The organism is Leucobacter sp. G161 (genome assembly GCF_001482305.1).
In the GTDB taxonomy this organism is placed as follows: domain Bacteria; phylum Actinomycetota; class Actinomycetes; order Actinomycetales; family Microbacteriaceae; genus Leucobacter.
Genome location: NZ_LOHP01000074.1, coordinates 20,095 through 33,005 on the forward strand (window position 1 = coordinate 20,095; position 12,911 = coordinate 33,005).

The following is a 12,911-nucleotide window of genomic DNA, read 5'->3' on the forward strand; positions in this document are numbered from 1 at the left end:
CCATGCTTCCCGAACCATTTGAAGCGCTCCGGCTGCGGACACGCGAGTTCATTCGCACGGTCGTGATCCCGGCCGAACCGAAGCCGGGCACCACCCTCGACCATGACACCCGTCTCGACCTTATGGCGCAGGCGAAGCGCGCCGGTGTGTTCGCGCCGCACCTCGCTGTCGAATACGGTGGGCAGGGCGTGCCACTTGAGCACTGGCCCGCGATCTTCATCGAGGCCGGGTACTCGCCGATCGGGCCTGCCGTGCTCAACTGCATGGCGCCGGATGAGGGCAACATGCATATGCTCGAGCTCATCGCGACCGAGGATCAGAAGGAACGATACCTCCGGCCGCTCGGCGCGGGGGATGTTCGTTCCTGCTTCGGCATGACCGAGCCGCACCCGGGCGCCGGGTCTGACCCGCTCGCCCTCCAATCGTCGGCCGAACGCGTCGCCGGCGGCTGGAAGATCAACGCGCACAAGCGCTTCATCAGTGGTGCGGAGGGAGCGGCATACTGCATCTTGATGGCGCGCACCGAAGCTGTCGAGACCGAGGGCTTCCCGGCCGGGGCGACAATGTTCCTCATCGACATGGACCATCCGGGCGTGCGCATCGGAAACCCGATCAACGCGATCGACACCGCTATCGCGGGCGGACACCCGCACGTCTACTTCGAGGAGTGCGTTGTCCCCGACGACGCGGTGCTTGGCGCACCGGGCGAAGGCTTCGCATACGCGCAGGTGCGCCTGGGGCCGGCGAGGCTCACGCACTGCATGCGCTGGCTCGGCCTCGCCAAGCGCGCGCAGGACATCGCGCTGGATCGGGCCGGGCACCGTGAGCTGTTTGGGTCGCAGCTGCGCGAACTCGGCATTGCGCAGGACATGCTCGCGCAGTCCGAGATCGACATCGCGACGTCCGAAGCGATCATCGACCGCACTGCCGTGATGCTCGAACGTGATCCGAAGGCCGGAGCAGCGCTCTCAGGCATCGCAAAAGTGCACTGCTCCGATGCGATCGGCCGGATCATCGACCGAGCGATCCAGCTCTGCGGTGGTGACGGGGTCACCGACGCGCTGCCCCTCGCCTCGTATGCGAACGAGGTGCGGCCCTTCCGCATTTACGACGGCTCAAACGAGACCCACAAATGGGCGATCTCCCGCCGAGCCTCCTCGCGACGCCGACGTGAGGTCGAAGCGGGGGAGCCCCGCCGCGACGTCGTTGACGAGCACGGCGAGGACCTCTGGGGTCAGCAGTGATCGCGCTCGCCGACGGGATCGAGGTCGTCGCAACGATCGAAGACGCCGCTGACCTCCCGATGCCGCCACTGCTCGTGCTTGACCGGGTCGCCGCCTTCCTCGATGCCCACGGGATCGGGGAGGGGGCGCTCTCCTGGCAGCGGATCGGTGACGGCCAGTCGAACATTACCTACCTCATCGAGCGCTCAGGCGAGCGTGTGGTGCTGCGTCGCGGCCCCAGGCCGCCCCTGCCCAAGTCCACGCACGACATGATTCGCGAGGCGACGGTGCAGCAGGGCTTGCACCGCGTGGGTGCTCCGGTGCCCCGGATTCTCGCGGTGTGTGAGGACCCCGATGTGCTTGGGGTCCCGTTCTATCTCATGGAGTACCTCGACGGTGCGATCGTGCTCGATACAACGCCCGCGGCCTTCGACACCGTCGAGGGGCGCAGGCGGGCCTCTCAGGCGCTCGTGGACACGCTCGTCGAGCTGCACGGTGTCAATCTGGAGCGGGCAGGGCTCGGATCATTCGGCCGCCCCGAGGGGTATCTGGAGCGTCAAGTGAAGACCTTCACGAGCCTCGCCGGGCAGGTGTCGCGGCGAGAGCTACCGCTCCAGGCCGAGCTCTCGCAGTGGCTCGAGCGACATCTCCCCGCCCCACAGCGCGTGGCACTCGTCCACGGCGACTACCGCTTCGGAAACGTGATGTTTCGGCACGAGGGGCCGCCCCGTGTGCTCGCGGTTCTCGACTGGGAGATGGCTGCCCTCGGTGACCCGCTCGCCGATCTGGGGTATCTCGTCGCGACCTATAGTGACCGGACATCGCAGGGCACGGTGATGGAACTCACGAGCGCGACCAGACAGGACGGCTATCTCACCCGGGACGAGCTCGTGGAGCGGTATGCGCTCGGAACCGGCCTCGACGTCAGTGACCTGCGGTGGTACCAGACGCTCGCTCTCTGGAAATCCTCGGTATTTCTCGAAGCGATCTATACTCGGTGGCGCGCTGGAGAGCGACCAGGCGACAGCTTTGCGCACACGCTGGAAGACGCGGTGCCGCAGATCCTCGAGACCGCGAGGGCCCTCACGCGGTAACGCGGTGTGCCACGATCCGGGCCTCGGCCGCGAACGCGAGAGCGGGCGCAGCCGAGGCTATCGGACGTATCGGGCGGTGTCTCGACTGATCTCGGTGTAGATGCCGACGATCTCGTCCACGCTGAGCGGCCCACCGTGCCGAAACCACTGAGCAACGCCCAAGCAGATGTGCGTGATGGCGCGTGCGACATGGCGCGGTTCCGGCGTCGCAAAGATGCCCTCGGCAGCTCCGTCCGTGACGGCGTCAATCAAGTATTGCTCGACGCCGCGGCGAGACGCGATGTGCTGTTCGCGGGGCTCGGGCTGGAGCGAACGGATCTCGCTGTAGGTAACGAAGGCCACTTCGCCGAACTCCGCGTGGAACTCAAGCAAGCACGCGACGAGGGCATCGAAGCGTCCGAGCGTCGTTGTCGCCGACTCCCGCGCCAGGATGAGTGCGGTGTGCAGCTCGTGCATCGAGACCTCACAGAGCTTCTCGAGCAGCGCCGCCTTCGACGGGTAGTGATGATACAGGCCGGGGACCGAGAGGCCAGCCTCGCTCGCGATCTCGCGAATCGAGGTTCCGTGAAAGCCGTTCCGCACGAAGCAAGCGAGGGCAGCGCTGCAGCAGGTGTCAAACACGATGGGCTGCGGGAAGTGGGACTCGGTCATGAGTGTCAGAATTGCATGCCGCGGGCTCGGGCGCAACTGGGCGCGGCCGGGGGTTGCTTCCGCGGCTGAGTGGTGATTACAATAAACGTATCGACCGAGCGAGTGATCGGTCGGTGCGTGTGGCGGGGCATCATCCCGCACGAGACGTATTGGATTGCAGGTAAGGATCAACGATGATCGACGCGCTGGAACGATGGCATCAGTGGTACCCCGACCACGTCACCCCCGGGTTGGACCTCGCCCACCACACGCTCACCGAGGCGTGGCAGAGCAGACTCGCCAACGACCCCAACGGGGTAGCCATGCGGTACTTCGGTTCGACCTACTCCGCGAGCACCGTGGATGCGGCTGCCAACGCGCTCGCCGCAGGGCTCCAAGGGAAGGGCGTGCGGCCGGGCGACATCGTCGGCATCCAACTGCAGAACATCCCCCAGTTCCCGCTCGTGCAGCTCGCACTCTGGCGGCTTGGTGCAGTCGCGTTGGTGCTGAACCCGATGTACAAGCTCCGGGAACTCACCACGATTCTCGCTGACGCGCGTCCGGTCGGGATCGTGGGGACTACGGGCGTCGTCGAGGAAACCATGCGCGAACTGGGCGACCTCGCCCCGGCCTGGGTGCTCACCACCCGCGACTACGAGGTGACAGACCGAGACAACCGCGTCCCAGGGGAGCTCGGCAGGCCGATGCCCGGAGCGCTGGCATCGAACGACCTGTTCGGGCTCATCAACGCCCACCGAGGGCAGATGCCCCGCCCCGTCCAGGTATCGGCAGAGAGCCCAGCGCTGCTCACCTACACTTCGGGCACCACCGGTGACCCGAAGGGCGCCATCGCGACGCACCGGAACCTGCTCGCGACCGCCGAGGCGACGCGGCAGTGGTTCGACGTCGCACCCGGGGAGCGGGTGCTCGCGGTCGCACCCCTCTTTCACATCACCGGCGCGGTGGCGACCGCAACGATGGCGCTGGTGTCTGGAGCCGAGCTTGTGTTCATCGGCCGACTCACTCCCGAACACTTCATCGAGGCCGTCACTGACTACGAGGTTCACCACATCTGCGGATCCATCACCGCGTACAACGCGCTCCTCGACTTGCCGCACGGCGGTGTGGCCGAGATGCGCTCGCTACGCACAGTGTTCTCCGGGGGCGCCCCGGTGCCGCCGAAAACTGTCGAGCGATTCGCGCAACGCTTCGGCCACTACATTCGCAACGTCTACGGCATGACCGAGACGGCCTCGGCCTGCATCGCGGTGCCCGTGACGCGTGAGGCGCCGGTCGACGACGCCACCGGCACGCTCGCAATCGGGCTGCCGATGTCGGGCGTCCGTGTGCGGATCCGCGACGCGGAGGGCAGACTCGCTACGGCGGGTACGCTCGGCGAGCTTGAAATCAGTGGGCCGAGTATCACCTCCGAGTACCTCAACAAGCCGGAGGCGACCGCGGCAACGCTTGTCGAAGGCTGGCTAAAAACCGGGGACATCGCCTTCGTTGATGGTGACGGCTGGGTGTACCTTGTCGACCGCAAAAAGGACCAGATCAATGTGTCCGGCTACAAAGTCTGGCCGCGCGAGGTCGAAGACGTGCTCTACGAGTTCCCCGGAGTACGTGAGGCCGCGGTGATTGGCAGGGCGAATTCATACAGCGGCGAAGAAGTCATCGCCTTCGTCTCGTTGCAGGCCGGCAGCGACGCGACACCCGAGCAGATTCGCGTATCGGTGAAGCAGAAACTCGCAAGCTACAAGGCGCCACGCGAAGTCGTGATCCTCGACGACCTCCCCAAGACCGCAACAGGCAAAATACAGCGTCTCGCACTGCGCGAGTAACCCAGCGAAGCTCGGCCGCAGGCCAGCCCGCGCACCCCAACGATCCCGCCAGCTGGCGCGGATCACAGTCAACAGATGCAAAGGAGCAGTGTGATGACTACGCAGACAGCAGAGGGCCGGACAGGTACCTCGAAGCACCAGGTGAGTGCCGCTCATCGGAAATCAATGGTCGCGAGCAGCGTCGGCCAGGTCCTTGAATGGTACGAATGGAGCGCATACGCCGTATTCGCGCCGTTCATCGCGGGCATGATGTTCAACCCCGACAACCCCGTCTCTGCGCTGCTGGCGACCTTTGCGGTGTTCGCGGTCGGCTTCCTCATGCGTCCGCTCGGAGGGCTGCTGTTCGGCATCATCGCCGACCGAAAGGGGCGCAAATTTGTGCTCGTGACCACCATGCTGTCCATGGCGATCGCCTCGGTCGCCATCGGGCTCATGCCCTCATACTCGCAGGTGGGCATCTGGGCTTCCGTCGGCCTCCTGCTCGCACGCATGATCCAAGGCTTCGCGCACGGCGGAGAATCGGCGACCGCGAACTCCTACATCGCCGAGATCGCACCCCGGCATAAGCGCGGCCAGTGGGGCAGCGTCGTCTTTATCGCGATCTTTGGTGGCACGATCATCGCCTACACGCTCGGCGGCGCGATCACCAACGTGCTCGCGGAGTCCGAGGTTGCCGCGTGGGGCTGGCGGATTCCCTTCCTCCTCGGGGCGGTACTCGCGCTCGTCGCCCTGTGGCTGCGCCGCAACATGATCGAGTCTGAGGTGTTCGCTGAAGAGGCGGTGCAGGAACTGCTCGTCGACGACGGGGAGCCGGCAACGAAGATGACCGCCGCCGCCATTGCGGGGCGGCCGAAGAGCCAGCTCACCGCAGTACTGTTGCTTGTCGCGATGGTGACCGGAATCACCGCCGCGCACTACACCTGGAGCTCGTACGTCTCGACGTATGCGATTGTCGAGCGTGGAATGCCGACGCAGTCCGCCTACTGGGCAATCGTGCTCGCCCAGGTCATCGCCTGCGTGGCACTGCCGTTCTGGGGCAAGCTCTCGGACCGAATCGGGCGCAAGCCACTGCTGTACGGCTTTGCGATCGCGATGGCGGTCGCCCAGTTCCCGCTCATGAGCCTCATCAGTGACCAGGCGTGGACACTGTTCGTGGCCGCCGCAATCGCGCTGCTCATCGTCGGCGCCGCCGGGGCTCTCCTGTCGAGCTACATGTCAGAGCTGTTCCCAACGGCAACACGCACGCGGAACATCGGTATTGCCTACGGCTTCTCGGTTGCGGTCTTCGGTGGGTCGGCTCCCTACCTGAACCAGCTGTTCAACAGCCTCGACCTGGGGTGGATGTCCAACGTCTACGTCATTGTTCTGTGCTGCGTCACGTTCATCGCGGTGACCCGGATGCCGGAAACACGGGGCATCGACCTCAGCAAGGTGTAACGACTGCGCAGGTAGAGAACCGGAGGGCTGGGGCGATCGAAGATCGTCCCAGCCCTTGCGCGTGGTGCGCACAGGCAGCCGGGCCAAGTGTGCATATTTGCGCATGAGCCGTGCGGTAAGAGGCGTTGCGGGGTGCATCGGTGTCCACCACGATGGGACTGAACTCACGTTCGGTGAAGACGTGGACGTTGGTCTGAGCTACAAGGAGGTAGCAATGTCGGTAGATACGCAGCGCACAGAACCCACTGGAAAGATGGGGGCACTCAGGAGGGTCGTCGTCGCTTCGATGGCGGGCACTGTCGTCGAGTGGTACGAGTTCTTTCTGTACACGTCGGCGGCAACGCTCGTCTTCAACCTCATCTTCTTCCCGCAGACCGACGAGCCCCTCGACGGGGTCATCGCAGCCTTCGTGACCTACGCGGTCGGATTCATCGCGCGCCCGCTTGGCGGCGTCGTCTTCGGCTACTTCGGGGACAAATACGGCCGGAAGAATCTCCTCCAGGTCGCCATCATTATGGTGGGCGTGAGTACGTTCTTGATGGGCTGCCTGCCGACCTTCCAGACCATTGGCTACTGGGCGCCGGCGCTCCTCGTCACGCTGCGGTTCTTCCAGGGCTTCGCGGTCGGCGGCGAGTGGGGCGGCGCCGTGCTGCTCGTTGCCGAGCACGCACCGAAGGAGAGTCGCGGCTTCTGGGCAAGCTGGCCGCAGGCTGCGCTCCCGCTCGGCAACCTCCTTGCGACGATCGTGCTGTGGGTGCTCTCGGGTGTGCTCACCGACGAGCAGTTCCTGTCGTGGGGCTGGCGGATCGGCTTCTGGCTGTCGGTCGTTATTGTCGCTGTCGGCTACTACGTTCGCACCAAGGTGACTGACGCCCCGATCTTCACCGAGTCGCAGGCGATCGAGGTCGTCACCGAGAAGCGCACGAACGGTCTCGTCGAGGTCTTCCGCTATTACCCCCGACAGGTGTTCACGGCAATGGGGCTCCGGTTCGCGGAGAACATCATGTACTACCTCGTCGTGACGTTTTCGATCACGTATCTCTCGATCCACGTGGGCATGGAAACGACGCCGATTCTCGGCTTCCTGCTCATCGCTCACGCGGTGCAGTTCATCGTGATCCCGCTCATTGGACGCCTCGCAGACATTATTGGCCGACGGGTGGTCTACGGGCTTGGCGCGGCGCTCTCGGCCGGCTGGGGCTTCATCGCCTTCCCGATGTTCGAGACGGAGAACACGGTCGTGATCGTGAGCGCAATCGTGATCGGCCTGGTCTGCCACGGCATGATGTACGCCGGACAGCCGGCGATTATGGCCGAGATGTTCCCGACGCGGATGCGCTACTCCGGGGTGTCGCTCGGGTACCAGGTCACCTCGATCGTCGCGGGCTCCGTCGCACCGATCATCGCCGCTGAGCTGCTCAAGCGGACGGGGTCCAGCGTGCCGATCGCGATCTATCTCGCGATCGCCTGCTGCATCACGCTCATCGCGGTCGTGTCACTGCGCGAGACGAAGGGCATCGACCTCAAGGAGCTCGACCGGATCGACCGCGCGCGCTTCGAGTAACGGAACGCCCGCGAGACAGGGCGGAAGGGCTCCACCGGCAGGCCTCGTTCGAGGCAGTGGTGGGGCCCTACGCGCTGTTCGCCGCGGCACGTATGTCGAGATGATGCTGTTGCGCGTGGTCGATGAGCGCCTGGAGCGTGAGCGCTACAGCAGGCTTGCGCAGCGCCTCCTCGCGGGCGACCGCCCAGTAGTCGATGTCGTGGCCGTATTCGTCGGCGAGCACGCGAACGAGGTGTGGGTGGGCGTGGGTGAGGTAGTCGGGGAGGATCCCGATGCCCGCGGACTCCAGCGTGGCGGACACGTGCGCGAACACGCTCGTTGAACTGATGCTCGGTTTCCCGATCGGCAGTCCGCGATGCGCCGCATCGAGGTCGTCAACCTGGAGGGCCGATTCGACATAGAAAATGAGGCGATGCTCTTCCAGCTCGGCTACAGACCGTGGGGTCCCGTGCTCTGCGAGGTACTCCGGTGTAGCGAAGAGCGCGAGCCGGTAGCTGGAGAGTCGCAGCGCCGAAGCGTTGTTCACGCTCGGTTTGCCCACGACGATCTCGATGTCCACGCCGGAGCGGTGCTGACGCACTCGCTGAGTCGCCGCGATCACCTCGAATGCGACATCTGGGTGACGGCGCTGGACCTCAACAAATGCCGGGATCGCGCAGGTTGAGCCGAATGCGTCTGGCGTCGCGACACGGACGAGGCCGGAGATCGTGCTGGGACGATCGTGGGCGGCGAGGCGGCCGATGGCAGCCTCCATCTCCTCGGCAGCGATCATCGCCCGCTGGCCCAGCTCAGTGAGTTCCCAGCCGCTCGGGGTGCGCACCAGCACGCGATCGCCGAGGCTGGCCTCCAGCGACGCAAGTCGGCGGGAGACGGTCGAGTGGTTGACGCCGAGGGCATCGGCAGCTGCCGTGTACCTGCCGAGTCGTGCGACCGCGAGGAACGTCATGAGAGCCTCAGGCTGGAGGTCAGGTCGCAAATGTCGCATGTCGCCATTGTGCATCAATGCACGGATGGATTGCAATATTGGGGTGCTTCTGTGTATTGATTCTCATTCGGAAGGTGGCGATGATGAAGATACACAACCGACGTCAAGGAGGACATCGTGGCTACGATCGCTTGGATTGGCTTAGGGAACATGGGTTCCCGCATGACTAGACACCTCATCGATGCAGGACACAGCGTGTTCGGCGTTGACCCCAACGAGGCCGCGATGGCCCAGGCCGTCGCCGTCGGCGTGACCCCGGCGGCATCGGTCGCCGCCGCGGTCGCTAATGCCGACGCCGTCATCACGATGCTGCCCAAGGGCGAGCACGTGCGTGCCGTGTACGACGGGCCAGACGGCATTTGGGCGAACGCCAAGCAGGGCGCCGTGCTTTTCGACTCCTCAACCGTTGACCTCGACACCTCTGGCTGGTGCCACACCGGCTCCCAGGAACGCGGGATTGCCTTTGTTGACGCCCCGGTTTCCGGCGGCACCGCCGGCGCAGCCGACGGCACGCTGGCGTTCATGCTGGGCGGTGATGCCGCAGCCGTCGAGCGCGTCCGTGAGCTCATCGCGCCGATGGCAGGCAATATCTTCGCGACGGGTGGGCCGACCACCGGCATCGCAGCGAAGATCGCGAATAACATGATGCTCTTCATCGCGCAGCAGGCCTGTGCGGAAGGGTCGCAGCTTGCCGAGCAGCTCGGCCTCGACGCGCAGGTGTTCTGGGACGTGGTCACCGCGTCGTCAGGCAACTCCTGGCCGCAGCAGACCTGGTACCCGGTACCCGGCATCGTTGAGCGTGCCGCGGCGAACCAGAACTTCGACGCGACCTTCAGCGCGGACCTCGCACGCAAAGACATCGGTCTTGCGGTGCAGGCAGGCGCCGACCGCGGTGTCGCGCTTCCCGGTGCCCAGGCAGCGATGGCTCAGCTCGATCGGCTGATCGCTGAGGGGCTCGGACACAAAGATTGCAGCCTCGTGGTGAAGTACTCTTCGCCGGACGGGAAGGTTGCTGGCTACGATCCAGAATTCGACACTCAGACAGAGGGCGTATCACGATGACGTACACGATTGGTCACTATGTTGGCGGCGCCCGCCTCGCCGGCGGCGACCGCAGCGCCGGCATCTTCCAGCCGGCGACCGGGGCAGAGCAGGGGCGCGTGCAGCTCGCGTCGACCGAGTTCGTCGACTCCGCGGTGCAGGTCGCGAGCGAGGCGCAGCGCTCGTGGAGTCAGCTTGGCTCGGCGAAGCGCGCGAGAGTGATGTTTAAGCTGCGCGAGATCATCGAGGCCCGCACTGACGAACTGTCTGCCATCATTACGAGCGAACACGGCAAGGTGCTGTCTGACGCTGCGGGGGAGGTAGCCCGCGGCCTCGAGAACGTCGAGTTCTGCGCGGGGCTCGTCCACCATATGAAGGGTGAGGCGGCGGAGCAGGTGGCGTCTGGCATTGACGTGCTGCAGCGCCGCCAAGCCCTGGGCGTCGTCGCCTGCATCACCCCGTTCAACTTCCCTGCGATGGTGCCGCTCTGGATGGTCACCACGGCGATCGCGGCTGGGAACGCTGTCATCCTGAAGCCCAGCGAACGCGACCCCTCGGCCGCGATCTGGATCGCTGAGGCGTTCACCGAGGCCGGGCTCCCGCCAGGCGTGCTCAACGTCGTGAACGGCGACAAAGAAGCTGTCGACGCGCTGCTCGAGCACCCCGAGGTGCGGGCGATTTCGTTCGTTGGCTCGACCCCGATTGCCAGGTACATCTACGAGACCGCGGCGACCCGCGGCAAGCGAGTGCAGGCGCTCGGTGGCGCGAAGAATCACATGGTCGTTATGCCCGACGCCGATCTCGACGCGGCGGCAGATGCTGCGGTGTCGGCCGCATACGGCTCAGCTGGGGAGCGCTGCATGGCGGTCTCCGTCGTGGTCGCCGTTGGTGACATCGCCGACGCGCTCGTCGAGAAACTCGCGCAGCGTGCTCGCACGCTGCGCGTGGGGGACGGCCGTGACGCGACGAGCGACATGGGGCCACTCATCACGCAGGCAGCGAAGGATCGCGTACTCGAGTTCGTGGACGGCGCCGAGGGCGAGGGCGCGACGATCGTCGTCGACGGTCGCACGCAGGATCTCCCGGAAGCCGGCTTCTTCGTCGGGGTGTCCCTCCTCGACAATGTGCGGCCCGGCATGCGGGTGTACGACGAGGAGATCTTTGGCCCCGTGCTCGCCGTCGTGCGAGTGGAGACGTTTGACGAAGCGGTACGGCTCATCAACTCGAGCAAGTTCGCCAACGGTACGGCGATCTTTACTCGTGACGGCCGGAGCGCACGCCAGTTTGAGGTCGCCATCGAAGTCGGCATGGTAGGGATCAACGTGCCGATCCCGGTGCCGATCGGAGCGTTCTCGTTCGGAGGCTGGAAGGACTCGCTGTTCGGTGACACCCACATGTATGGGCCGGAGAGCTTCAACTTCTACACCCGCCGCAAGGTCGTGACGTCGCGCTGGCTCGAAGCGAGCGAATCGCAGTTGGACCTCGGGTTCCCCACGAACGGCTGACGGTCAGGCTCTGCCCGGTGCGCCACACGCACCGGGCCGAGCCTGTTGCCCTCGCTACGCCCAGCCCGGCAGCCACAGGTGCCACCGCCAGAACCAGTCGGGTACGGGCATTCCTGACCAGACGGGGAAGAACAGCAGCGAGACGACGACCGCCACAGCCACAAACACTCCGACCGCTATCCTGCGCCCGGCTACCGTTTCGACGTCGCCGCGACGCCGACAGATCACTCCGATCACCAGCGCGAGCGCGAGCGCGGCAAACGGAGTGAGGACGACCGCGTAAAACTGGAAGACCGCAGACCGCGAGAACGTGAGTACCCACGGCAACCAGCCCGACAGATAGCCGGTGATCACGAACGCGGCGGCGTATGCACCCGCACCGAGCCTGCCATCGCCGCGGACGAGTCGCCGAGGCACACGGAGTGCACGGATGATCCACCACGCGAGCACAAGAAGCGCGAGTACGCCGCCCCAAGTGACGATGAGGTTGGGCAGTGGCGAGATTGCCGCCGTTGCTCCGTTCGCGAACGACTCCTGATACATCGCGGTCGGCCGGAGGCCGAGCGGCCACGTGAGCGGGTGCGCCTGGTACGGGTGCGGCGCCGACAGGGTTGAATGCCACGCAAACATGTCGACGTGGTACTGCCAGAGCGCCACGGGCCAGGGGGCGCTGTCGCGGCCCCACCCGCCAGAGGTCACGATCCACCCCGCCCAGCTCGCGACGTACACGGCGGCTGCGGTCGGCAAGGCGATGAGTCCGGTTGCGAGTGCCTGACGCGCGGCGCGGCCCCAGGCTCTTGCCGGGCTCGCCTGCCGGTGCAGGCCGAGGTCTGCCGTGAGCCCGAGACGGCGACGGGCCTCCCGCGCGGCAACCACCCGAACGAAGGCGTCACGAGCCGCAGTGAGTAGGAGAAAGGCGGCGAGCGGATACAGGCCCGACCACTTCACCGATGCCGCGCACCCGAACGCGGCGGCTGCTGCAAACAGCCACGGTCTGGCCCACATCACCGTGAGCCCACGCTTCGTGAACCGGCTCCGCCGCATCACCCAGACATGGTCACACCACATGAGCAAGGCCCCGAGCACCACGAAGAGGGTGAGCGCGCCATCGAGTAGGCCGACCCGCGTGAGCACCACATGCACGCCGTCGATCGCGAGGAACAGGCCGGCGAGGATCGCCACGACACTGCTGCGGCTGATCCGCCACCCGAGCAGCATCGTGAGCCCGACCGTCGCGACGCCCGTGAGTGCGACCGCAGCCCGCCAGCCCCACCCCGAGCCCTCACCAAACACCGCAAGGCCGAGCGCAATGACCCACTTTCCGAGCGGCGGGTGCACCGAGAACGAGGGGTCCGCGAGGTAGCCCGCGCCCATGAGTGGATCGTCGTCGGGCCAGCTTGTCGTAAAGCCGTGCGCGAGCTGCGTGATCGCGTCCCGCACGTAGTAGATCTCGTCAAACACGAGCGTGCCCGGCCTGCCGAGCGCCCAAAAACGCAGGATCGCAGCGAGCGCGAGCACGGCGAAGACACCGACGGCGGCGAATACACGGGAACGCCTGTGCAATCTGACGGGCATATGCTCAGCCTACGGC

General features: G+C 65.7%; 10 protein-coding genes. 7 read left to right on the plus strand and 3 right to left on the minus strand.

Annotation, left to right across the window (positions count from 1 at the left end):
* The first annotated feature begins 2 nt into the window (after positions 1-2).
* Together AUL38_RS12490 and AUL38_RS12495 are read left to right on the plus strand one after the other, a co-directional pair.
* Positions 3-1,244 carry an acyl-CoA dehydrogenase family protein gene (locus AUL38_RS12490; RefSeq protein ID WP_059062773.1) on the plus strand — a complete coding sequence of 414 codons (1,242 nt, stop codon included), beginning with the start codon at positions 3-5 and terminating at the stop codon, positions 1,242-1,244.
* Entirely contained in the window at positions 1,241-2,317 is a 1,077-nt protein-coding gene (locus AUL38_RS12495) for a phosphotransferase family protein (protein ID WP_059062704.1), read from the plus strand. The genes AUL38_RS12490 and AUL38_RS12495 overlap by 4 nt, the downstream gene beginning before the upstream one ends.
* Before the next feature lie 57 nt (positions 2,318-2,374).
* Here the strand turns inward: AUL38_RS12495 and AUL38_RS12500 are convergent, their stop codons facing one another.
* Positions 2,375-2,968: a TetR/AcrR family transcriptional regulator gene (locus AUL38_RS12500; protein WP_059062706.1), complete on the minus strand. Its 594-nt coding sequence runs from the start codon at positions 2,966-2,968 to the stop codon at positions 2,375-2,377.
* A 173-nt stretch (positions 2,969-3,141) separates the two neighbouring features.
* On the opposite strand from AUL38_RS12500, the gene AUL38_RS12505 reads away from it, so the two are divergent.
* The 3 genes from AUL38_RS12505 to AUL38_RS12515 all read left to right on the plus strand — a co-directional run bounded on the left by AUL38_RS12505 (position 3,142) and on the right by AUL38_RS12515 (position 7,789).
* Positions 3,142-4,788, plus strand: coding sequence for a class I adenylate-forming enzyme family protein (locus AUL38_RS12505; protein WP_059062708.1), 1,647 nt, complete (start codon positions 3,142-3,144; stop codon positions 4,786-4,788).
* 93 nt (positions 4,789-4,881) lie between these two features.
* Positions 4,882-6,225 carry an MFS transporter gene (locus AUL38_RS12510; protein ID WP_059062710.1) on the plus strand — a complete coding sequence of 448 codons (1,344 nt, stop codon included), beginning with the start codon at positions 4,882-4,884 and terminating at the stop codon, positions 6,223-6,225.
* Between the two features lie 214 nt (positions 6,226-6,439).
* Complete coding sequence (locus AUL38_RS12515; RefSeq protein ID WP_059062712.1) at positions 6,440-7,789, plus strand: MFS transporter; 1,350 nt, start codon at positions 6,440-6,442, stop codon at positions 7,787-7,789.
* A 67-nt stretch (positions 7,790-7,856) separates the two neighbouring features.
* Here the strand turns inward: AUL38_RS12515 and AUL38_RS12520 are convergent, their stop codons facing one another.
* A complete protein-coding gene (locus tag AUL38_RS12520) occupies positions 7,857-8,774 on the minus strand; it encodes a LysR family transcriptional regulator (RefSeq protein ID WP_235590713.1) in 918 nt (305 codons plus the stop codon).
* 117 nt (positions 8,775-8,891) lie between these two features.
* Between AUL38_RS12520 and AUL38_RS12525 the strand changes: the two genes are divergently transcribed.
* Together AUL38_RS12525 and AUL38_RS12530 are read left to right on the plus strand one after the other, a co-directional pair.
* Positions 8,892-9,836 carry an NAD(P)-dependent oxidoreductase gene (locus AUL38_RS12525; protein WP_059062713.1) on the plus strand — a complete coding sequence of 315 codons (945 nt, stop codon included), beginning with the start codon at positions 8,892-8,894 and terminating at the stop codon, positions 9,834-9,836.
* Positions 9,833-11,320 carry a CoA-acylating methylmalonate-semialdehyde dehydrogenase gene (locus tag AUL38_RS12530; protein WP_059062714.1) on the plus strand — a complete coding sequence of 496 codons (1,488 nt, stop codon included), beginning with the start codon at positions 9,833-9,835 and terminating at the stop codon, positions 11,318-11,320. Before AUL38_RS12525 ends, AUL38_RS12530 begins: the two co-directional genes overlap by 4 nt.
* Positions 11,321-11,374: 54 nt before the next feature.
* On the opposite strand, the gene AUL38_RS12535 is transcribed toward AUL38_RS12530, so the two are convergent.
* A complete protein-coding gene (locus AUL38_RS12535; RefSeq protein ID WP_083506854.1) occupies positions 11,375-12,895 on the minus strand; it encodes a phospholipid carrier-dependent glycosyltransferase in 1,521 nt (506 codons plus the stop codon).
* Positions 12,896-12,911: the final 16 nt, after the last annotated feature.

Coding starts and splice junctions, on each gene's coding strand:
- AUL38_RS12490 (WP_059062773.1), top strand. CDS start 3: ATGCTTCCCGAACCATTTGAAGCGCTCCGGCTGCGGACACGCGAGTTC.
- AUL38_RS12500 (WP_059062706.1), bottom strand. CDS start 2,968: ATGACCGAGTCCCACTTCCCGCAGCCCATCGTGTTTGACACCTGCTGC.
- AUL38_RS12505 (WP_059062708.1), top strand. CDS start 3,142: ATGATCGACGCGCTGGAACGATGGCATCAGTGGTACCCCGACCACGTC.
- AUL38_RS12510 (WP_059062710.1), top strand. CDS start 4,882: ATGACTACGCAGACAGCAGAGGGCCGGACAGGTACCTCGAAGCACCAG.
- AUL38_RS12515 (WP_059062712.1), top strand. CDS start 6,440: ATGTCGGTAGATACGCAGCGCACAGAACCCACTGGAAAGATGGGGGCA.
- AUL38_RS12520 (WP_235590713.1), bottom strand. CDS start 8,774: ATGCGACATTTGCGACCTGACCTCCAGCCTGAGGCTCTCATGACGTTC.
- AUL38_RS12530 (WP_059062714.1), top strand. CDS start 9,833: ATGACGTACACGATTGGTCACTATGTTGGCGGCGCCCGCCTCGCCGGC.
- AUL38_RS12535 (WP_083506854.1), bottom strand. CDS start 12,895: ATGCCCGTCAGATTGCACAGGCGTTCCCGTGTATTCGCCGCCGTCGGT.